Raw genomic sequence first — 20,709 nt, forward strand, 5'->3', positions numbered from 1 at the left:
TACTCGTACTCGCCGGTTGGGTGGTGCACCGATGGTGCGCGGACCGCGTGCTGACAGAGCGTCACAAGTCCGTGACCTCGGATGACATGATTTCGGAGGGCGACGACCGGTTTCACGCGTCGCTGGGACGGGCATAGGTGCGCCCTTTCCATGCCGCTCCGCGTCCGCGGTAGTGCTGCACGGCCGAGTCCACGGTCATCAGGAGGTAGAGCAGCGCGGTGAGCGGAAGGAGCGGGGCGAGGGCGAGCGGCTGGCGGTAGTAGCGGAGCATCGGCAGGTAGGTCCCTGTCATCAGCAGCCAGGCCAGACCACCCGCCCAGGCGGTGCCGGGCCGGCCGGTGGCCAGGCCGGCCAGGAGGGCGGCCGGCGGCACGAGGTAGACGAGGACCAGCCCGGCCACCGTTCCCGCCAGGAGCGCGGGCTGGTGGCGCAGTTGTGCGTAGGCGCTGCGCGAGACCATCCGCCACAGGTCCGCGAGGGAGGCGTACGGGCGCACGCTGTCCACCCGCTCCGCGAGGCCGAGCCAGATCCGCCCGCCGGTGCGCTGGACGGCCCGCGCGAGGGAGACGTCGTCGATGACCGCCTGCCGGATCGATTCCGGAACCCCGGCCCGTACCGCCGCCGAGGTGCGCAGCAGGACGCACCCGCCGGCCGCGGCAGCCGTGCGGGCGGCGGGCCGGTTGATCCAGCGGAAGGGGTAGAGCTGGGCGAAGAAGTACACGAAGGCGGGGACGATCAGCCGCTCCCAGACGCTGACCGCGCGCAGCCGCGCCATCTGGGAGACGAGGTCGAGATCGGCCGCCGTCGCCGCGGCGACCAGTTCGCGCAGACTGTCGGGCTCGTGCGCGATGTCGGCGTCGGTGAGGAGGAGGTAGTCGGGCTCGCCGGAGGCCGCCGAGCGGGCGTGCGCGATGCCGTGCCGCAGTGCCCAGAGCTTGCCGGTCCAGCCGGCACCCGGCTCCCCGGGCGAGACCACGGTGAGGGGGAGCCCGGGCTGCGCCCGGGCCAGCCGGCGGGCGAGGGCGGCGGTGCCGTCCGTACTGCCGTCGTCGACCAGGACGACCTCGGCCTCGCCGGGGTAGTCCTGCGCGAGCAGTGAGGGCAGGCTCAGCGGCAGCACCCCGGCCTCGTCCCTGGCCGGGACGACGATCGCGACGGACGGCCAGCCGGCGGGCGCGTGCCGGGGCGGGAGGCGCGTGTCGGTCCGCCAGAACATGCCCTGGCCGAGGGTGAGCCAGAGCCAGACGGCGAGCGATGCGCAGGCGGCGACGAGGAGGGGACCCATTCCTGCAGTGTGCCGGGAACGGGGGTCCGTGGCGTGGCGGGACACCGGGGTTCCGCGTGCGATCGCGGGGCACCGCGGTCCCGCCACCCCGGGCGCGGGCGGGGCATGGATTAAGGTGACCAAGTGAAGATCGCCCTGATGGACTCCGGTATCGGCCTCCTCGCGGCGGCCGCCGCGATGCGCGCGCTGCGGCCGGACGCCGAACTGGTGCTGTCCTGCGACCCCGACGGCATGCCGTGGGGTCCGCGTACCCCGCAGGACCTCACAGGGCGTGCGCTCGCCGTCGCGCGGGCCGCCGCCGCGCACCGGCCGGACGCGCTGATCGTCGCCTGCAACACCGCTTCCGTGCACGCCCTGCCCGCACTGCGCGCCGCGCTGGAGCCCGGGATCCCGGTCATCGGGACCGTACCGGCGATCAAGCCCGCCGCGGCCGCCGGCGGCCGGGTGGCCATCTGGGCCACCCCCGCCACCACCGGCAGCCCCTACCAGCGCGGCCTGATCCACGACTTCGCCGACGGGGCCCGGGTCACCGAGGTGCCCTGCCCGGGGCTGGCCGACGCCGTCGAGGCGGCCGACGAGGCCGCCGTCGTACGGGCCGTCGCCGCGGCCGCCGCGCTGACCCCGGCCGATGTCACCGACGTGGTCCTCGGCTGCACTCACTACGAGCTGGTCGAGGCCCCCATCCGGGCCGCGCTCGACCGGCGCACCGGCGGCGGCGCGTACGTCTTCCACGGCTCCGCGGAGCCCGTCGCCGTCCAGGCGCTGCGCCGGATCGGCGCCCTGCCGGAGCCCGGCCTGCCGCGCACCGGCAGCCTGACCGTCCTGCTCAGCGGCCGCCCCGGCACGCTGCCCGAGGCGGCCTTCGGGTACGCGGAAGGCCGTCTCCTCGCCGGTCGGAGCGCTGCCGTCGGGCGATGAGCCCGGGGGCGTCGCCCGGCAGGGATCAGGAGCTCGGGCCCGTGGCCGTGCCCGTGCTCGTGAGGACGACCAGTCGCTGGGTCGCGCGGGTCATGGCGACGTAGCGGTCGACGGCTCCTTCGACGCCCTCGCCGAAGGCCTCCGGGTCGATCAGGACCACCAGATCGAACTCGAGCCCCTTCGACAGCGCGGGCGTCAGCGACCGGACGCGGGGCGAGGCCCGGAAGGCGCCGTCCTCGAGGGCATCCGCGCCGATGACGCAGGCGACCCCTTCGGCGTGCGCGGCGAGCCAGGTGTCGAGCACGGTGGCCAGATCGGCGACGGAACCGTGGGTGACGGGGATGCCGCTCGTCCGGATGGACACCGGCACGTTGGCGTCCGGGATCGCGGCGCGGATGGCCGGCTCGGCCTCTGCCATGACCTCTTCCGGGGTGCGGTAGTTCACGCCCAGGGAGGCCACCTCGATCCGGTCCAGCCCGGCCCGTTCGAGCCGTTCCCGCCAGGACTCCGTGAACCCCCGCCTGGCCTGGGCCCGGTCGCCCACGACGGTGAAGCTCCGTGACGGGCAGCGCAGCAGGAGCATCTGCCACTCGGCGTCGGTCAGTTCCTGGGCCTCGTCGACGATGACGTGCGCGAACGGGCCGGCGAGCAGGTCGGGGTCGGCGGCGGGCAGCGCGCTCCGGTCGATCAGGGTGTCCTGCAGGTCCCGTCCGTGCAGCATCCCCAGTGCGCCCTCGCTCTCGTCGATCTCGACGTTCTGCAGCAGGCTGTCCATGACATCGGCCCGGCGCGCGCGTTCGGACGCGACGGCGGCCTCGTGCCGGCGCTTGCGCGCGGACGCCTCCGCGTCGCCGAGCCGCTGCCGGGCCGCGTCCAGGAGCGGCAGGTCGGACACCGTCCAGGCGTGGGCGTCCGCGCGCTGGAGGGCGCTCACCTCTTCGGTGCCGAGCCAGGGAGCGCACTTGCGCAGGTAGGCGGGCACCGTCCACAGGTCGCCGACGAGGTCGGTCGCCTCCAGCATCGGCCAAGCCTGGTTGAGGGTCGCATTCAGCTCCCGGTTCTGGAGCAGCGACCTGCGCAGCAGGTGGGGCGGGATCGTGTCCCCGCCGTCCCCGCCGTCCCCTTCGTCCCCGTAGTCCCCGTCCGCCCGGTCATCCCGGCCCTCCGTGTGTTTGTCCACGAGGATCGTGACCAGTTCCTCGCGGATCTGGTCGCGCGCCTCGTTGTGCGGGGTGCCCGGTTCCACGGCCGCGAACGCGGCGGCCCAGTCGGCCGCGGTCAGCCGGACCTCGGACCAGTGGGTCGAGACCGTCATGCCCCGGGCCGGCGGCTCCTCGTGGATCCGGACGGCTGGCTCGATCGCCTTGACCATGTCCGCCGAGGACTTCAGACGGGCCACGCCCGGATCGCTCTCCACGGCGGCTCCCGTCCCCTCGGCGACCAGGTCGCGCAGGGTGCAGGTCTGCACGCCCTCCTCGCCGAGGCTGGGCAGCACGTCGGCGACGTAGGCCAGGTAGGGCTGGTGCGGGCCGACGAACAGTACGCCGCCCCGGCGGTGCCCGAGGCGGGGGTCGGAGTAGAGGAGGTGGGCGGCGCGGTGCAGGGCGACCACGGTCTTGCCCGTACCCGGGCCGCCGTCCACGACGAGCGCGCCGCGGGATCCGGCCCGGATGACGGTGTCCTGGTCGGCCTGGATGGTGGCGAGCACGTCGCGCATCCGGGCCGACCGGTTGCCGCCCAGGCTGGCGATGAACGCGGACTGGTCGTCGAGCGCGGCGTGCCCCTCGAGCCCGTCGGCGGTGAACACCTCGTCCCAGTAGTCGCCGATCCGGCCGCGGGTCCAGCGGTACCGGCGGCGGCTCGTCAGACCCATCGGGTTGGCGTGCGTCGCCGCGAAGAACGGCTCGGCCGCGGGGGAGCGCCAGTCGATCAGCAGCCGGCGCCCCTCGCTGTCGGTGAGGCCGAGGCGGCCGACGTACACGGGCTCGGGGTCGTCCGCGGAGACGATGTGCCCCAGGCAGAGGTCCAGGCCGAAGCGGCGCAGCGTGCGCAGTCGACCGGTCAGGCGGTGGATCTCCGCGTCCCGGTCCATCGCCTCGCGGCCGATGCCGCCGGGAGACCTGCGTGCGGCGTCGAGGCGGTGGGACAGTTCGGCGATCGAGTGCTCGAGGCTCTGGGCGACGGCCGCGAAGTGCCGCTCGTCGCCGCCGGTCATCACGGGGTCGGCCTTGGCCGAGTGGTGGTCGGGAAGGTCGAACGCGCTGAGGGCCGGAGGGGTCGGGCCGGCGGATCCCACCGCCGACTCGACGCCACCGCGGGACCCATTGGCGGACAACAGCTCACGCACTTGGTAAATCTCCTATTTCCGCAGGTTCTGGCCTTAGGTCGGAGATCTTCTCCCACGGTGGGGGCCTTGCCGCAAGCCCCCCAGTGCGCTATATGTTGTAAGTGGCGAGGAGTGGGTTCTCCTCCTCTCCCCTCTCGACTCCCCCTTCGGCGCGGCCCTCAGGTTCCGGCCGCCGCGAGGCGTCGGGCCAGTTCCCGCAGCGCGGCAGCGTCCAGGACCCGGTCTCCCCAGCCCGGCAGCGGCACGTGGAGCGGGGCCGTCCAGGATTCCGGCACTGCCGCCTGGCCGTACCGCGCACCGGCCAGGATGCCGGTCACGGCCGCCACCGTGTCGGTGTCCCCGCCCAAGTCCGCGGCGGCCCGCACGGCTTCGGCGAAACCCGTCGTGGTGCGTAGCGCCCACACCGCCGAGCCCAGGCAGGGCCACACCGCCCCGTTGAACTCGGTGGCCAGGTCGGGGTGCCAGTCCGGGGCGAGGACCCGCGCGTACCGCTCGCGGTGGCCCGGGTGGACCTCCGCCAGCGTCGGGTCCAGCGCCTCCAGCGGATCGGCCCCGTCCAGTGCCACCCGGACGAGCTCGTGCAGGATGGCCGTCCCTTCCCAGGCGGCCCGGTCCCCGTGCGTGAGCGCCGCGATGCGCCGGGCGGCGTCCATCGTCGCGACCCGCCCCGACCCGGCGAAGTACACGGCCGAGGTCGAGGCGCGCATCAGGCAACCGTTGCCCGCCGCGCGCGCGTTGATCTGGAAGTGCAGTGCGGCGGCCAGGTCCCACGGCTCGCCGCTCGTCAGCACGTCCTCCGTCTGGAGCCCGATGTCCTTGGGGCCGGCGGCCGCCCAGCGCCGGAAGCGTCCGAAGAGGTCGGGTAGTTGTAGCCCGCCGCACTCCAGCAGGGATTCGCCGACCAGCACGGCCATCTGCGTGTCGTCGGTGGCCTCGCCCGGATCCCAGCCGCCGCCCCCGCGCATCTCCTCGCCGCGGGCGCTCAACTGCCCGGCGGGGCCGAACTCGTAGGGCGCGCCGAGCGCGTCGCCGGCCGCCGAGCCGAGTACGGCGCCCACGGCGCGGTCGAGTCGAGTGGTCATGCTTCCTCCTGGCGAGGTTCGGGTGATACGTGGTCCAGCAGATCGCGGGCGAAGCCGTCGAGGCCGTCCAGCCCGGCCGCGGCCAGGGTGTCCGGCGCCCCCGTCAGGAGGTGGAGAACGGCGCCGTGCAGGGCGAGGGTGAGCGCGCGGGCCCGCTCCGGCCCGGCCGGTAGTCCCGCGGCGGCCGGCAGGTGCCCGTACGCGGCGAAGTCGGCCGCCGCGATCGGGTCCAGCAGCGCGGCCGGCCACGGCCGCCGGGTCGCTCGCACGCACACCTCGCGGTCTTCCAGGACGACCTGATCCGCACCCACCGCGGCTTCCTCGACCGGCGTCGGGCCGAACGCCCCGTCGAGGAATACCGGGAGGCCACCGAGCAGGAGTGGCGCGACTTCCAGCAGCACTTCGAGTTGCGCAAGGTCTCCCCGGGGACCTGCGGGCGCCCCTATGGGACCCCCCTGCAAGCACGAACACGCCAGCATCCGCTGCCCCGTCCTCCAGATCGACCCACGCCAGCGATCCCCGCCCATCGAGATCATCCAGAACCTCCGCGAAGGCGTCCGCGAAGCCCGCGCCAATGGCTGGCTCGGTGAAGTCGAAGGACTCCAGGTCAGCCTCGATGCGGCCAACGCCAAGCCGCACAGCCTCAAGCGCACCCCCACCGCGGGTCGGCCCCAGCTGGTCGACCTCGGGATGCCCGTATTCACCGACTAGATGATCTTGATGCTCAGCGGGAAGCCTAGTCCTCAAACCCCACGCGCTCTGAGCAGCAACGGATCCATCGACATGGCCTCGATCCTGCCAGGCGGAGCCAGCTGCTGACCTCGATTTCGCTTGGCAACCGGTCTTCCAGCGGCTTCAGGAAACGCGCGGCCAGGACAGCCGCATCGCGGTCGTCTGCTTAGTCCGGAAAAGAGCGCAGGGCGGGCCGGCCCGAACTCCTCGTCTCGCGCCCGTACCTGATCGACGCGCTGCTCGCCGGGCTCGCCGGCCTCGGCGGCGTGGATGTCGCCTACGGGCAGGCGTACGAGCCCTCCGCCGCGGGCGGCGCCGACCTCCTCGTCGGAGCCGCCGGCATCAACAGCGCCGTCCGCGCCGACCGCCTCGGCACCGGCAGCGCCCCGCGCGAGCTCCCCGAGGTGGCCTGGATCGGCATCGCCGGGTTCGAGACCGGCGTCTACGGCGGGACCTGGGGCCGCGGCCGCTTCTTCGGGATGACCCCCGTCGAGCCCGGCCGCACCAACTGGTACGCGGCCGTCCCCGGCGCCACCACCGCACGGGACCTGCGGGACGCCTTCGCCGGCTGGCACGACCCGATCCCGCGGGTGCTCGCCGATACCGCCCCCCGGACCTGGACGGCTACCGGATGCGCCACCTCCATCCGGCGCTGCCCTCCTTCGTCCGTACGGGCGGACACCGCCCCCTCGCGCTGGTCGGCGACGCGGCGCACGCCATGACCCCGAACCTCGGCCAGGGCGCCTGCACCGCGCTCCTCGACGCGGCGGCCCCGACCGGGGCCGTCGCCGCCCACGGCCCGGGCGGCCTGTCCGCCGCGCTGCGCGCGTACGACGCCGAACGCCGTCGCAGCGCCCAGCGGATCGCGTTCGGCTCCCGGACCCTGCACCGCCTCATGACGGTCCGCCGTCCCGCCCTAGCGGGACGCGCTCGTGGGTCTCTTCCCGGGTTAGGCCCTCCCTGCCGCACCCGATGGTCCAAGGGCCGCCCCGCCCGGCCGGGGTCGGTGGCGTACATGCGGAACGTGAGTACGCTGCTACACATGACGGGTCACCCCCCGGGGCCGCTCTGGACGGGCCGGGCCTCCAACCGCGTGCAGTGGATCCTCGCCGCAGCCGGCGCGGCCTGTCTGGCGCTCGGCGTCGAGCTCGCCGTCGACTACGCCTGGGACGCCGGCATCGTCGCGCTGCTCATGGCGGTGATCGGCTGCCTCGCCGTGGGTCTGCTCATCCTCTTCGGCACCCTCGCCTTCGTGTACGCCACCGTCACCGTCGATGCCGAGGCGGTGGAGGTGCGCTGCGGCCACATCGGCCTCCCGCGCCGCAGGATCCGGCTCACGGACGTGACGGCCGCTGAGTTCGTGCCCCGGATCACCCCGCAGCAGTGGGGCGGCTGGGGCTACCGCTGGCGCCCCGAGCGGGGGACCGCCGTCATCGTCCGGCGCGGCGAGGGCCTGGAGCTGAGGCTCGGCGACGGCAAGCTCTTCACCGTCACGGTGGACGACGCACAGAGCGCGGTCCTCGTGATCCGCACCCATCTGCGTGCCCTGGCCCACTGAACCGTCCCCGGCACGGCATCCGGCACAGCCTGGGGACGTACACTCCGCCAGATGAGCAGCAGTGCGACCCGTGCGGCCGGGAACGAAGCCGGGAACGAAACCGCGAACGAAGCGAAAGCAGAAGCGGAAGCGGAAGTGGAAGCGCCGGATACGCGGTCCGTGACAGGTTCCCCCGTGCGCCGGTGGGCCGGCCGGCCGGCCCGGCCCGCGCTCGCCGTAGCGTCGGGCCTGCTCCTCTACGCGAGCTTCCCGCCCCGCCCCCTGTGGTGGCTGGCCCCCCTCGCGCTCGCCCTGCTCGGCTGGTGCCTCCACGGGCGCCGCGCCCGGGCCGGCTTCGGCCTCGGTGTCCTGCACGGCCTCGGGTTCCTGCTGCCGCTGCTCGTCTGGACCGGAGAGGGCGTCGGCCCCGTCCCGTGGCTGGCCCTCGTCGCCCTCGAATCCCTCCTGATCGGCCTCACCGCCCTCGGCATCGCCCTCGTCAGCCGGCTCCCCGGCTGGCCGCTGTGGGGCGCCGCCGTCTGGGTCGCCGGCGAGGCGCTGCGCGCCCGCGCCCCCTTCGGCGGCTTCTCCTGGGGCAAGCTCGCCTTCGGCCAGCCCGACGGCGTCTTCCTGCCGCTCGTCGCGATCGGCGGCACCCCGCTCCTCTCCTTCGCCGTGGCCCTGTGCGGGTTCGGGCTGTACGAGGCCGTGCGCGTCGGCGCCGGCACCCGCCGGGCCACCGCCGCACTGCTCGCCGCGACCGCCGTGGCGGCCCCGCTCGCCGGAGCCCTGGCGGCCCGGCCGCTGGTCTCCGACGCGGCCGAGAACGGCACCGCCGTGGCCGCAGTCATCCAGGGCAACGTCCCGCGCGCCGGTTTCGACTTCAACGCCCAGCGCCGCCAGGTCCTGGACAACCACGCCAACCGCACGATCCAGCTCGCCCAGGACGTCAAGCTCGGCAAGGTCCCGAAGCCGGACTTCGTGGTCTGGCCGGAGAACTCCTCCGACATCGACCCGTTCACCGAGGCCGACGCCTACGCCGTCATCGACAACGCGGTCAAGACCATCGGAGTGCCCGTCGCGATCGGCTCCGTGCTGGCCCCGGAGACCGGCCCGCTGCGCAACACGATGATCCTGTGGGACCCGGTCAAGGGCCCGGTCGACACCTACGACAAGCGCAAGATCCAGCCCTTCGGCGAGCGCATCCCGATGCGCTCCTTCGTCCGGCTCTTCAGCTCCGACGTCGACCGGGTGCGGCGCGACTTCGGCCCGGGCAAGGACCCCGGGGTCTTCGACATGGCGGGCAGCGGAGTCGGCATGGTCACCTGCTACGAGGCCGCCTTCGACGACGCCGTCCGCTCCACCGTCCAGGCCGGCGCCCAGGTCATCGCGGTGCCCAGCAACAACGCCACCTTCGGCCGCACCGAGATGACCTACCAGCAGCTCGCCATGGACCGGGTCCGGGCCGTGGAGCACAGCCGGACCGTCCTGGTGCCCGTCACCAGCGGGGTCAGCGCCGTGATCCGGCCCGACGGGAAGATCGTCCAGCAGACGAAGATGTTCACCGCCGACGCGCTGGTCGCGGAGATCCCGCTGCGCTCCACCGAAACCCCCGCCACCCGCTTCGGCCCGCTCGTCGAGTACGTGCTGCTGGCCGTCGCCGCGGCCGGCCTCGGCTGGACGCTGGCGCGCCGCATCGGCAGGGCCTCGTAGAACCGGCGGCCGCGCCGCATCGGCAGGGCCGCGCAGGGCCGCGCACGGCCGCAGGCCTCGTAGGGTCGGGGGATGACCACACCTGACTTCATCCGCACCCTGCGCGCCACAGCCGGTCACCAGTTGCTGCTCCTGCCCGGGGTGACCGCCATCGTCGTCGACGACGGGGGGCGGGTGCTGCTGGGCCGGCGCGCGGACACCGGGCGCTGGTCGGTGATCGGCGGGATCGCCGAGCCGGGGGAGCAGCCGGCCGAAACGGCGGTGCGCGAGGTGTACGAGGAGACGGCCGTGCGGTGCGTACCGGAGCGGGTGGTGCTGGTGCAGATGCTCCCGCCGATCACCTATCCGAACGGGGACGTCTGCCAGTTCCAGGACATCACCTTCCGCTGCCGGGCCACGGGCGGGCAGGCCCGGGTCAACGACAACGAGTCGCTGGAGGTGGCCTGGTTCGAGCCGGACGCGCTGCCGGAGCCGCTGGAGTCCTTCGCCGTCGACCGGATCCGCCAGGCGCTGCTGGACGAGCCGGCCTGGTTCGAGGCACCCGCCACGGCGGGCCCCGGCCACTGACGGCCGTACGCACGTCAGGCCCCGCCCCGCCCTGCCCCGCCCGCACGGTCCCGCCTCAGCCGTTGACGGCCGCCTCGCGGTAGAGCTCCACCGCCTGATCGCCCATGACCGCGCTGTACGAGACCTCGGGGACGGTCCCGCCGCCCTCGTAGCCGCCGAGGACGCCCGCCAGGGCGCCGTCGACGAGCCAGGGGCTGCCGCTGGTGCCGCCGCTCAGGTCGGGGCACTCGATGCGGCGCTGGGTCGGCGAGAACATGGTCACGGCGTTGGCGCAGTGCAGCGGGGACTCGTCGGAGCTGGGGTAGCCCACGATGGACACCGTGGTGCCGGCCTGCTGCTCCGCCGCGACGGGGAAGCCGCCGACCAGGTCCTCGACCCGCCGGCCGTCCGCCTGCCCGCCGTCCGCCGGGGCGACGGTCGCGAAGGCGATGTCGTCGTCCGGGTCCTTGCCGTCCGTCCAGTCCGGGGCCACGTACATGTCCGTCAGCTTCCACAGACCGTACGGGGCCTCGCCGTCCCGGTAGCCGGGGGCGAAGTAGGTGCTGTCCAGGTCGCCGCCGAGGCAGTGCGCGGCGGTGGCGATCACATCGCGGTCCTCGCTGCGCACCACGGCGGCGGTGCAGAAGTGTCCGCCGTCGATGCCGCCCGCGAACAGCGCACCCACCCGCGCCGACGTCGCGTCGGCCGCGGCCGTGGTGGTGACGCCGAGCGGAGGTTCGGCGAGCGCGTCGGGCACGTCGACGCTGAGCAGGGCCGTCATCGCGGCCAGGGCGAGCAGGATCCGGGAGGCGCGCCGGCCGCGGGCACGGGCGCGGGGGCGGCGGTCCGGTCGGGAGGAGAGGCGCTGGATCATGCATCAGAGCCTCCCCGGCGAACCTGTGACCGGAGTGGGGGAATCCATAAGAATCCGCTGTGAATTCCCCGTGCGAAATCCCTTTGGTGCCCGAGCGGGTCTGCCCGGAGAATCACGGCACATGGGGACTGACATTCATGGGTTCGTGGAGTGCCTGGACGAGGACGACGCGTTGTGGGCGGCGGCCATTGACCTCGACCTGCTCCACCACGGCCGGTCGTACGACGCCTTCGGCTGCCTCTTCGGGGTGCGCAACTCCGCCGGCTTCAGGGCGCTGGCCGCGGACAGGGGGCTGCCCGAAGGCGCCTCGGAACTCGTGCGCGGGCAGTTCGCGGAGTGGGGGCGCGACGCGCACAGCCCCACCTGGATCAGCTGGGCGGAGCTCAAGCGGGTCGACTGGGCGGAGCCCGCGGAGCGGGTGGACGCCCGCATCCATGAGTACCGCCGCACGGCCGATGGCTGGGTCATGTCCGGCAAGGCGGCCTGGGACGCGCGGGTCGCCGAAACGGTCGGGCTGCAGATGCGACGGGACCCCGGCAGGCTGTTCGGTTACGAGGCGCACGACTGGCCCGAGGGCACCGAATGGCCCGACGGCGACGACCGGCTCTACCGCATCGGGAGGCTGACCCGGCGCGATGCCGTCGTGCCCGACGGGGAGTGGAAGCCGGTGTGGACGGTGATGGAGACCCTCGCCGCGCTGTACGGCGACGAGAACGTCCGGCTCACCGTGTGGTTCGACAACTGACCAGGAGCGCCTACGGGCGCCGCTCGTACACCGTCACCCGGCGGCCGCGGACCTCCCGGTCCTCCACCACGGTGAAGTCCGACCCGAGGACGGCGGCCTTCGTACGGTCCGCCTCGGAGCCCGAAGGCTTCGACACCTTCGCCGCGTCCGTCACCAGCAGCACCCGCCGCCGCTCCCGCAGGGCCGCCCGGATCCGTGCGGGGCCGGCCTCCTCGCCCTTGAGGGTGCCCGACTCCACGGGGCCGCGGGCCAGCGCGATGTCGGCCAGGCCCGCGAAGGCCCCGGGCGAGACCAGCGCGGTGTCCCGCCGGGCCGCCGGGACGAAGAGCACCGCGTCGCCGGCCGCCTTCAGCCGGGACACCTCCCCGGCCACCGCCAGTACGTCGTCCACCCGGCTGGCGGGGGACCTGTCGGCGAGCGCCACCGGCAGCATCGCCAGCGCAGAAACCCCGACGACGGCCGGCACGAGCGCGCGCGAGGCCCGCGGCCGCCGGGGCGCGAGGACCCGTACGGCGGCGCCCAGCCCCGCGCCGATCAGCAGGGCCAGCCCCAGCATGGAGAACAGCACGTACCGGTCCAGGAACAGCGGCTGGACCAGGGAGGCGGCGGCCAGCCCCAGCAGGGGCACCGCCAGCAGGGGCAGCCCGACGGCCGCCGCCGACAGGCGGCCCGGCCGCCCCGGCCGCGGCCCGTTCCACCGGTCCGCCCACGCTCCGAGCGCGCCGACCGCCAGCAGGACCCCGGGGCCGATCGTCATGTGCCAGGTCAGCGGCGGTATCCACGAGACCTGGCCGGACTGGGTCCGGCTGAACAGGATCAGCGGCAGCGCCCCCGCCACGGCCCCAGCCGAGGCCAGCAGCCAGGGCACCACGGCGCCCCGCCCGGCCCGGACCCACCACAGGGTCGCGGCGTGCGCGGGCAGGATCAGCAGCGAGAGCCAGTTCAGCAGCGCGCAGACCAGCACGAGGACCCCGTACGCCGTCCAGCGCGGCCAGGTCCGCCGCGCGGGGCGGCCCGGCGGGAGCAGCGAGACCAGGAGCAGGGTCGAGACTCCGGCGCCGCCCGCGACCAGTGCGTACGCGCGGCCCTCCTGGAGCTGGAACTGCACGGCCGGCAGCAGCCCGAGGGCCAGCCCGCCGCCCAGTCCCGCCCACGGTCCGGCCAGCCGGCGCCCGATCAGCGCCACACAGGCGGCGGCCACCGCCACGGCCAGCACCGAGGGGAGGCGCAGGGTCGTCGTACTCGCCCCGAACACTTCGAAGAGGACGTGCACGAGGAGGTAGTACAGGCCGTGGACGGCGTCCACGGTGCCGAGCATGTGCCAGATCTCGCCGGGGGAGCGCTCCGCCACCTGCCAGGTCGCCGCCTCGTCCCGCCACACACTGTTCTGCCGGGACAGCCCCCACAGCCCGAGCGCCAGCGTCCAGAGGACCGGCAGCAGCCAGACCAGGTGCCTTCGCCGCCCGGCGCCGGCGGTGGGGGCGGGGCCCGCCCCGGCATCCGTTGCGACGAGCCGCGGACGGGTGGATATGTGGGAAGTCATGAAGACGTGTGGATCCTCGGTCGGCCGTTCGGGTGGAAGACACCAGTCTATGGACGACACGGACGGTTTCCGGACCGGCTGTTGTGCACGACGGAGCGTGATCGCGGGGCCCGCCCGCCCCTAGCCTCGCGGCAGAAGGAACGCAGGAGCACGAACGAGGGGCGGTACCAGGTGAACTGGCTGATTCACGACTACCGCGAGAGTGATCTCGCGGCCGTTGTCCATCTGATCGACACCACGGCCGAGCTCGGCCAGGAGTCGGTCTTCTCACTCGCCGAATGCATCAGCGCCCTCACCGACCGCCAGCCCTGCGTGGTCGCCGTCCACCAGGGCGTGCCGATCGGCGCCGCCCTCGCCTGCGTCACCGGCGAGCGCGCCTGGGTCATGCGCATCGCGATCGCGGCCGGCTGGCGCGGCCGGGGCCTGGCCAGCGCCCTGCTCGTGGAACTGGAGCGGCGGCTCATCGCCGCCCGCGTCGGCCGCATCGCCTACGTCCTGCCCGAGGAGGACCTGCTCGGGGAAGGCCTGCTCAACGCCGGCTACACCCGGCAGCCCGCCGTCGCCTACTTCGAGAAGACCGAGCCGCTGCACGGTCCGGCCGCCGGTCTGCTGGACGACCTCGGCGGCCGCTTCCTGCCGAACGACCTGTGGGCCAAGGTCGCCGGCATGGAGAAGGAGAAGGACCTCATCGAGCGGCGCGTGGTGCTGCCGCTCGCCGAGCCCGAACGGGCCGCCGCGCACGGGGTGCGGCCGCCGCGCGCCATCACGCTCTTCGGTCCGCCCGGCACCGGCAAGACCACGTTCGCCCGGGCCATCGCCTCCCGCCTCGGCTGGCCCTTCGTGGAGCTGCTGCCCTCCCGCCTCGCCGACGAGGGCAACCTCGCCGCCGCGCTGCGCGACGCGTTCGCCCGGATCGCCGAGCTCGAGCGGGTGCTCGTCTTCATCGACGAGGTCGAGGAGATCGCACCCGTGCGCACCGAGCCCGCCCAGCCCGGAGGGATCCACGGGGTGACCAACGAGCTGCTCAAACTGATACCCGGGTTCCGGGAGGGCGACGAACGGCTGCTGGTGTGCGCGACCAACTCCATCCGCTCGCTCGACCCGGCCTTCCTCAGGCCCGGCCGCTTCGACTACCTGATCCCGATCGGCACCCCCGACGCCGGCGCCCGCTCCGCGATCTGGGCCCGCTACGCGGCGGGCCGCCCCGATGTGGACGTGGCGGCCCTGGTGGCGGCGAGCGAGCTGTTCACCCCGGCCGACATCGAGCACGCGGCGCGGATCGCGGCGCAGGTGTCGTTCGAGCGGGACCTGGAGGCGGTGGGCGCGCGGGGCGCGGCGGCCACGCAGCCGGGCGCGAGCACGCAGGACTACCTGGAGGCCGTGGCGCAGTGCCGGCCGACGGTGACCCCGGCGATGACGGGAGAGTTCGCGGCGGACATCACCGCGCACGCCAGATTCTGAATCGTGCCGGATCCGGCAATGGGCGGGGCCCTGAACCGCCCGTCACGGACGGGCGGGCAAGACGGCCCGCAGCCACTCCCCAAAGCGGCTGCGGGCCTCCCGCGCGGACTTGGCATCCGTGCGGGACAGCCACGTTCCGTTTGGGGTGTGTCGCCGGCTGGAACGTGGCAGCAAGGGTGCCGTGAGGGCTGCATCCCTGATCCCTCGCCAACACACTCGAGTCAACCAGGGGCGGGGGCCCGCGCGCCTCGGCCGCACGGCCCCGATCGCACCGGCCGGAAGGACAGTCCGGCGGGCCGCGGCCATGGGCCGAAAGGAGGACCGGGGTTAGGGTCGGGGCATGGCCTTCGTCGTCTTCATGACCATTCCGGGGCTGGCGCTGCTGCTCACCGCCATCGCCTTCCTCGACCTGACGCTGGAGCGCGCCGGCCGGGCCGGACTGCTGCCCTGGCGGTGGAACGGCCGCAAGGGACAGATGTCCTCGACCGGCTTCGAGCAGCTGCACGCCAGCTTCTCGCCGGGCAAGCAGAACGAGCTCAAGGAGCGGCAGAGCGCCCTCGTCATGCGCGACGACGAGGAGGACGGCGCCCCGCCCCGCTCCCGCGTCGACCTCGAAGGCGGCCGCGCGGTGATCCGCATGCCGGCTACGGGCGGCAGCGGTACGTGAACTGCGCCCCGGCGGTCCGCCCGGTGGGCGAGATCAGCTGGAGTTCGGCCTTCGCGGAGTAGGTCCCCGCGCCCTGGAAGGTCCACAGCAGGTGCAGCCGGGCTTCGTGGTGCCCGCTGGGCACCCGCTCGGTCAGCTGCTCCGACCGGGTGCCGTCGCTGCGCAGCCAGCGGTAGGTGAGGACCCCCGGGCGCCCGTTGGTCCGTACGACGGCCACCACGTCGGCGGTCGCGTCGCAGCCGGGGCCCTGCGGGTCGGTGGCCACCGTGACGTCCTGGACCTCCAGGGCCGGGCCGTAGCGCTGCCAGCCCAGGTAGGCGAGGACCGCGATCAGGACCACGATGGCCAGGGTGTAGCGCCGCCACCCGCCCGGGCCGCGGCGCCGCGGTGCCGGTGGCGGGTCCAGCGGGAACGGCAGCGGGAGGGCGGCCGTCACCCCCGGACCGAAGCGCAGCACCGACCCCTCGACGCGGTCGGGCAGGACACCGCCCGGGGCGCCGGACGCCTCGAACTGCCTCGTCCGGTCCGGCTGCTGCGGCGGACCGCTGATCCAGTGGCTGCCGAGGACGGTGGCGCTGTAGTCGTCGTCGCCCTGCGGGGCGCGGGGATCGCTCACCGGGGCACCACGCAGCGCGGGATCGCGGTGGTCGCGTACGCGTACCGCTTGGGAGCGGCGGGCTTGCTGGAGACGCGCGCCGTCAGGTAGCAGCCGCCGCGGCGGGTGATCGTGTGCCTCTGCGACAGGGTGGTCCCCGCGCCGGCCGGGGCGGGGAGGGGGTCGGTGCCGTCCGCGACGGCGAGGTCGTTCGGCGCGTTGCCGAGGAACCACTCGATGACCACGGTGACGGGACCGCCTTCGGCGTCGAGGCTCACGGTCGCTTCGCCGATCGTGGGCGAGGCCTTGAGGGTGACGGACAGCGAGGAGACGGCCACGGTCGGGGTCGGCGTGGGTGTCGGGGACTTGGTCGGGGTCGTGGTCCACTTCGGCGTCGGCGTCGGGGTGGGCGTCGGTGTCGTCGTGTGGCCGGGACTCGGGCTCGTACTCGCCGAGGCGGACGGCGAGGGCGTCGGCGAGGGGGAGACGGAGGGGCTCGGGGTGGGCGTGGACACCGGGGACGCCGAACCCGGGCCCGACGCGCTGGAGGTCGCGAACGCGTTCAGTGCCTTCGACCCGCCGGGCTCGGCGCCGACCGCCTGGTAGCCGAGTACGGCCACCACCCCCAGCACGAGCGTCGCCCCGGCCGCGACCAGGCCGCGGCGGCCCGGGGTCCACCCGGTCGGCGGCTTGGGCAGCGTGGTCGTGGCCAGGGCGGTGGTGCCCTGCGCCGGGGCACCCGCCGAGGGGAACAGCAGCGGCAGCAGGGCCGCCAGCGCCGCCAGCTTGCGCTGCCCGCGCTCCTCCCACCGGGGGCCGTACGCCGCCTGCGCCACCGCCTCCAGTTCCACGACGAACGCCTGGGCGTTCCCGGGCCGCTGCTCCGGGGACTTCGCCAGGCCCCGCCGGATCAGCGGACGCACCGGCTCCGGGGCCTCGGTCTCCGGGACCGGGGCCTCGATGTGCTGGACGGCGAGCTCCGCGAAGTTCTGCCCGTCGTAGGGCTTGCGGCCGGTCAGGCACTCGAAGAAGGTCGCCGTCGCCGCGTACACGTCGGCCTCGGGGGAGGCCGGCCGGCCCTGCCACTGCTCCGGCGCCATGTACGCGGGCGTGCCCGCCGCCCCCGGCGTCGTGCCCAGGGGCGTGGCGATCCCGAAGTCCACCAGCCTGGAGGTGCCGTCGGCCGCGACCAGGACGTTCGCCGGCTTGTAGTCCCGGTGGACCACACCGGCCCGGTGGGCGTCGGCCAGCCCGAGCAGGGAACCCTTCAGCAGTACCAGCGCCGCCTCGGGGCCGGTCCGCCCGCACTCCTTGAGCAGGGCGTTCAGCGGGACTCCGTCCACGAGTTCCATGACGATCGCGGCGCCGCCGGGCGCCTCCACGTACTCGTACAGCCCGACCACGTACGGGGAGCGGAGCTCGCCGAGGAGCTGGGCCTCCGCCCGGAACGTGGCGACGAAGGCCGGGTTCTCGAGCATCCGGGCATTGAGGTACTTCACCGCTACGGCCGTGCCGGTGCCCTCGTGCACCGCGAGCACCACCCGGCCGCTGGCGCCCGAGCCGAGCTCGCGGATCTCCGAGTAACCGGGAACCGACCACATGCCGTTCATCGCCTTCTCCCTGCCGTGGCGTGACCGCGCCCCGGAGCCGCTCCTCCCAGGGGATCGGCCATCACCTGGGACACGTTTGCGCCACGGCCGGTTCCCGGTCCCGGGACCCGGCCGTGGCGGTGGGGCGTCAGGCCGCCGCGGCCCGTGCCCCGATCATGGCGTGCAGCCGGTCGGCCGCCGCCCGTCCGAAGTCCGGATCGTTGATGTGGGTGTCGTAGTCGTAGAGCCGGGCGGCGCTGCCCCGGAGCCCCTCGCGGAGCGCCGAGAACAGTGCCCCGTCGGCTGCGGGGTCATGGTACGGGCCGCCCGGCGCACCGAGGGTGGAAAGTCCGCGCAGGGGAACGCAGACGGCCGTGGGGCCGGTGGCGGCGCGGAGCTTGGCGGCGACCCGGCGGCCGAGCTCCGCGCACTCGGCCTCGGTCGTACGGATCACCGTGATCGAGGGGTTGTGGACGCGGACCCGGCGGTAGCGGACCCGCTCCGGCAGGCTCTCCATCGGGCCGAACTTCACCATGTCCAGCGCTCCCAGGCTCACCACCTGCGGAATCCCGGCCCGCCCGGCGGCGCTGAGCCGGTCGGGTCCCGCGGTGAGGATGCCGCCGCACAGGTCGTCGGCGAGTTCGCTCAGGGTGAGGTCGAGGACCCCCGCGAAGATCCCCTGGCCGGCCAGGGTCTCCAGGGTCCGGCCGCCGGTTCCGCTGACGTGGAAGACCAGTACCTCGTAGCCGAGTCCGGTCAGGTGCTCACGGGCCGCGTCCACGCCGGTCGTGGTCACGCCCGCCATGCTCGCGGCGATCAGCGGACGGCTCCCCTCGCCCAGCCGGGCCGGCCGCCGCAGTTCCATGGAGGCCCGTTCGAAGGCCTTGGCCATCCCGGAGACGGCCTCGACGGCGTTGGCCAGGACCGGCGCGGAGATGCTGTTGATCCCCGCGATGTCCACGACGCTGTACATCATCGTGATGTCCGCGGATCCGACGTACGGGGCCACGTCCCCGGACGCCATCGACGAGACCATCACCTTCGGAACACCCAGCGGCAGTGCGCGCATCGCCCGCGTGGCGATGGAGGTCCCGCCGCTGCCGCCGATCGCGAGGACTCCGTGCAGCCGGCCCTCGGCGTGCAGGCGCAGCAGGGTCGCTTCCGCGCCCCGGGCCATCGTGGTCACGGCCGCACCCCGGTCGGCGGCCGCGCGCAGTTCGGACAGTTCCGTTCCCGCGGCCCGCGCCACCGCTTCACGCGGCACATCGGCGGGCACACGGGGCTCGTTCATGATTCCTGTGTCGACCATGACCACTTCGACGCCGGCGCGCAGCAGTCTCTCGCGCAACCAGCCGTACTCCACACCCTTGGTGTCCAGGGTTCCCACCAGCACGACGTTCGTCATACGTGCAATGTCCATGCAGGTGGGGTTTGTTGGCAAGTAAAGGTCAGGTCAACCCTGGTTCCGTGTGAGCTTCAACAGCCTTTCCAGGAAAGGGATTTGAGACACCACCAGCTTGGTTCTGGCCACCGGGGGAGCGAACCACGCCACCCGGTCCAGCTCGGGGAACTCCTCCGTCCGCCCCGACTTCGGCGGCCACTCCATGGTGAACGTCCCGGGCACCGCCAGCGCCGGATCGAGGTCCGCCCGTACCGCCCAGATCGTCACCACCTTGCCGCTGATCATCCGTACCTTGCCCAGCGGCAGGTACGGACCCTCCGGCGGCGGCAGCCCGAGCTCCTCCTCGAACTCCCGGCGGGCGGCGCCCTGCGGAGTCTCGTCGGGCCCGTACTCCCCCTTCGGGATCGACCAGGCGCCCGCGTCGCGGTGCGCCCAGAGCGGGCCGCCCATGTGGCCGAGCAGCACCTCGACCCCGGGTGGCTCCCCCGGGTGCGGCCCGGGGGACGGGCGGAACAGCAGCAGTCCGGCACTTCGCTTCAGGGTCATGCCCCCATGTATGCCCCGCCGGAGCTCGGCTCAGTGGTCGTGCGGGCCCTGGCGGTGCACCGGGCCGTGCGCGTCCGCACAGTGCGGGTCGGACGGGTCGTCGCCCGCGCGGCCGACCGTCAGGAGGGATTCCTGCACGTGGTCCACCTGGAGGGTGGTGTGCGTGATCCCGTACTCCTTGGACAGCAGGGCCTCCAGGTCCCGGCGCACGGCGTGGCAGTCGCCCTCCGGGGCCACCAGCACGTGCGCGGAGAGTGCGGCCTGCCCGGAGGTGATGGTCCAGATGTGCAGGTCGTGGACCTCGGTGACCGGCGGCTGCCCGACCAGGCGGTCGCCGACCGTGTCCGGGTCCACATGGGCCGGAGCGGCCTCCAGGAGGATCCGCCCGGACTCGCGGACCAGCCCGTAACCCGCCTTGACCATCAGGACGACCACGACGAGCGAGGCGATCGAGTCGGCCTGCCGGAATCCGGTGGTGAGCACGATCAGACCGGCCACGGCGGTGCCGATGAAGGCGAACAGGTCGTTGAGGATGTGCTGGTAGGCGCCCTCGACGGCCAGGGAGGTGCGGTTCGCCTTCGAGATGCACCAGGCCGCGACGATGTTGACGACGATGCCCGCGAGCGCCGTCACCAGCACCAGCCCGCCCTCCACGGGCGGCGGGTCGAGCAGCCGCCGTACGGCCTCGTACGCCAGCCAGACCGCCAGCAGCAGCAGGGTGAGGCCGTTGGCCTGGGCCGAGAGTATCTCCGCGCGCTTGAGGCCGTACGTGAAACCACCGCGCGCCGGGCGGGCGGCCAGCCGCATCGCGATCAGCGCGAGGACGATCGAGACGGCGTCCGTCAGCATGTGCGCGGCGTCGGAGATCAGCGCCAGGGAGTGCGCCAGCACGCCGACGACCACCTCGATGGCCATGAAGCCGGCGATCAGGCCGAGGGCGATGCCGAGCCAGCGCCGGTCGGCGTCCGCGGCGACACCGTGGCTGTGGCCCGCGTGGCCGTGGCCGTGGCTGTCGTGGCCATCGTGCCCGGTGGGCCCGGTGGCGTCGTGGTCGTGCGGCGCGTGGTCGTGCGCGCTCATGGCTTCCCCCGTCTGTCGTTCGTTCCACTGCCGCTTGCGGATGCGTT

The 20,709-nt window shown here is 73.9% G+C and carries 20 protein-coding genes and 1 pseudogene; 10 read left to right on the plus strand and 11 right to left on the minus strand.

From position 1 onward, the window contains the following. Positions 1-112: 112 nt before the first annotated feature. A complete protein-coding gene (locus OG904_RS28350) occupies positions 113-1,285 on the minus strand; it encodes a glycosyltransferase (RefSeq protein WP_405495729.1) in 1,173 nt (390 codons plus the stop codon). A gap of 123 nt (positions 1,286-1,408) precedes the next feature. Here OG904_RS28350 and OG904_RS28355 point away from each other — a divergent pair, with 123 nt between their 5' ends. Next, positions 1,409-2,203 (plus strand): glutamate racemase, encoded by a 795-nt coding sequence (locus tag OG904_RS28355; protein ID WP_405495731.1) that lies wholly within the window; start codon positions 1,409-1,411, stop codon positions 2,201-2,203. 25 nt (positions 2,204-2,228) lie between these two features. Here the strand turns inward: OG904_RS28355 and helR are convergent, their stop codons facing one another. From helR to OG904_RS28370, 3 genes are all read right to left on the minus strand, one after another. Continuing rightward, on the minus strand, positions 2,229-4,499 hold the full coding sequence (helR, locus tag OG904_RS28360; RefSeq protein ID WP_405498323.1) for an RNA polymerase recycling motor ATPase HelR: 2,271 nt from the start codon (positions 4,497-4,499) through the stop codon (positions 2,229-2,231). A gap of 209 nt (positions 4,500-4,708) precedes the next feature. Then, positions 4,709-5,632, minus strand: coding sequence for an ADP-ribosylglycohydrolase family protein (locus OG904_RS28365; protein ID WP_405495733.1), 924 nt, complete (start codon positions 5,630-5,632; stop codon positions 4,709-4,711). Then, on the minus strand, positions 5,629-6,033 hold the full coding sequence (locus OG904_RS28370) for a hypothetical protein (RefSeq protein WP_405495735.1): 405 nt from the start codon (positions 6,031-6,033) through the stop codon (positions 5,629-5,631). The genes OG904_RS28365 and OG904_RS28370 overlap by 4 nt, the downstream gene beginning before the upstream one ends. A 43-nt stretch (positions 6,034-6,076) precedes the next feature. On the opposite strand from OG904_RS28370, the gene OG904_RS28375 reads away from it, so the two are divergent. The 6 genes and pseudogenes from OG904_RS28375 (at position 6,077) to OG904_RS28400 (ending at position 10,181) form a co-directional block, all read left to right on the plus strand. After that, positions 6,077-6,343, plus strand: a complete 267-nt coding sequence (locus tag OG904_RS28375; RefSeq protein ID WP_405495737.1) for a hypothetical protein — start codon at positions 6,077-6,079, stop codon at positions 6,341-6,343. 287 nt (positions 6,344-6,630) lie between these two features. Then, complete coding sequence (locus OG904_RS28380; protein WP_405495739.1) at positions 6,631-7,086, plus strand: hypothetical protein; 456 nt, start codon at positions 6,631-6,633, stop codon at positions 7,084-7,086. Next, positions 7,083-7,169 (plus strand): annotated as a pseudogene (locus OG904_RS28385) (hypothetical protein); the annotation flags it as partial. The gene OG904_RS28380 and the pseudogene OG904_RS28385, both read left to right, overlap by 4 nt. A gap of 237 nt (positions 7,170-7,406) precedes the next feature. Then, the gene (locus OG904_RS28390; RefSeq protein ID WP_405498325.1) at positions 7,407-7,922 is read left to right on the plus strand and encodes a hypothetical protein; all 516 of its coding nucleotides are present in this window, start codon (positions 7,407-7,409) and stop codon (positions 7,920-7,922) included. Positions 7,923-7,973: 51 nt separating this feature from the next. Then, positions 7,974-9,614, plus strand: coding sequence for an apolipoprotein N-acyltransferase (gene lnt / locus OG904_RS28395; RefSeq protein ID WP_405495741.1), 1,641 nt, complete (start codon positions 7,974-7,976; stop codon positions 9,612-9,614). Positions 9,615-9,686: 72 nt separating this feature from the next. Beyond that, positions 9,687-10,181: an NUDIX hydrolase gene (locus tag OG904_RS28400; RefSeq protein WP_405495743.1), complete on the plus strand. Its 495-nt coding sequence runs from the start codon at positions 9,687-9,689 to the stop codon at positions 10,179-10,181. A 55-nt stretch (positions 10,182-10,236) separates the two neighbouring features. On the opposite strand, the gene OG904_RS28405 is transcribed toward OG904_RS28400, so the two are convergent. Beyond that, the gene (locus OG904_RS28405; protein WP_405495745.1) at positions 10,237-11,034 is read right to left on the minus strand and encodes a trypsin-like serine peptidase; all 798 of its coding nucleotides are present in this window, start codon (positions 11,032-11,034) and stop codon (positions 10,237-10,239) included. 121 nt (positions 11,035-11,155) lie between these two features. On the opposite strand from OG904_RS28405, the gene OG904_RS28410 reads away from it, so the two are divergent. After that, on the plus strand, positions 11,156-11,779 hold the full coding sequence (locus tag OG904_RS28410; RefSeq protein ID WP_405495747.1) for a hypothetical protein: 624 nt from the start codon (positions 11,156-11,158) through the stop codon (positions 11,777-11,779). A 10-nt stretch (positions 11,780-11,789) separates the two neighbouring features. Here the strand turns inward: OG904_RS28410 and OG904_RS28415 are convergent, their stop codons facing one another. Continuing rightward, positions 11,790-13,322, minus strand: coding sequence for a hypothetical protein (locus OG904_RS28415; protein ID WP_405495749.1), 1,533 nt, complete (start codon positions 13,320-13,322; stop codon positions 11,790-11,792). A 171-nt stretch (positions 13,323-13,493) separates the two neighbouring features. Between OG904_RS28415 and OG904_RS28420 the strand changes: the two genes are divergently transcribed. Beyond that, positions 13,494-14,783: an ATP-binding protein gene (locus OG904_RS28420; RefSeq protein WP_405495751.1), complete on the plus strand. Its 1,290-nt coding sequence runs from the start codon at positions 13,494-13,496 to the stop codon at positions 14,781-14,783. Positions 14,784-15,123: 340 nt separating this feature from the next. Then, on the plus strand, positions 15,124-15,450 hold the full coding sequence (locus tag OG904_RS28425; protein ID WP_405495753.1) for a DUF6191 domain-containing protein: 327 nt from the start codon (positions 15,124-15,126) through the stop codon (positions 15,448-15,450). Here OG904_RS28425 and OG904_RS28430 read toward each other — a convergent pair. The 5 genes from OG904_RS28430 to OG904_RS28450 all read right to left on the minus strand — a co-directional run bounded on the left by OG904_RS28430 (position 15,428) and on the right by OG904_RS28450 (position 20,662). Beyond that, a complete protein-coding gene (locus tag OG904_RS28430) occupies positions 15,428-16,066 on the minus strand; it encodes a hypothetical protein (protein ID WP_405495755.1) in 639 nt (212 codons plus the stop codon). The two genes, OG904_RS28425 and OG904_RS28430, sit on opposite strands and share 23 nt — an antisense overlap. Next, positions 16,063-17,655 (minus strand): serine/threonine-protein kinase, encoded by a 1,593-nt coding sequence (locus OG904_RS28435; protein WP_405495757.1) that lies wholly within the window; start codon positions 17,653-17,655, stop codon positions 16,063-16,065. Before OG904_RS28435 ends, OG904_RS28430 begins: the two co-directional genes overlap by 4 nt. 127 nt (positions 17,656-17,782) lie before the next feature. Beyond that, the gene (locus OG904_RS28440; protein WP_405495759.1) at positions 17,783-19,039 is read right to left on the minus strand and encodes a Tm-1-like ATP-binding domain-containing protein; all 1,257 of its coding nucleotides are present in this window, start codon (positions 19,037-19,039) and stop codon (positions 17,783-17,785) included. A gap of 48 nt (positions 19,040-19,087) precedes the next feature. Then, positions 19,088-19,582, minus strand: a complete 495-nt coding sequence (locus OG904_RS28445) for an NUDIX domain-containing protein (RefSeq protein WP_405495761.1) — start codon at positions 19,580-19,582, stop codon at positions 19,088-19,090. Between the two features lie 30 nt (positions 19,583-19,612). Further along, positions 19,613-20,662, minus strand: a complete 1,050-nt coding sequence (locus tag OG904_RS28450; protein WP_405495763.1) for a cation diffusion facilitator family transporter — start codon at positions 20,660-20,662, stop codon at positions 19,613-19,615. Between the last annotated feature and the right edge of the window lie 47 nt (positions 20,663-20,709).

This window comes from Streptomyces sp. NBC_00096 (genome assembly GCF_045041305.1).
GTDB lineage: Bacteria > Actinomycetota > Actinomycetes > Streptomycetales > Streptomycetaceae > Streptomyces.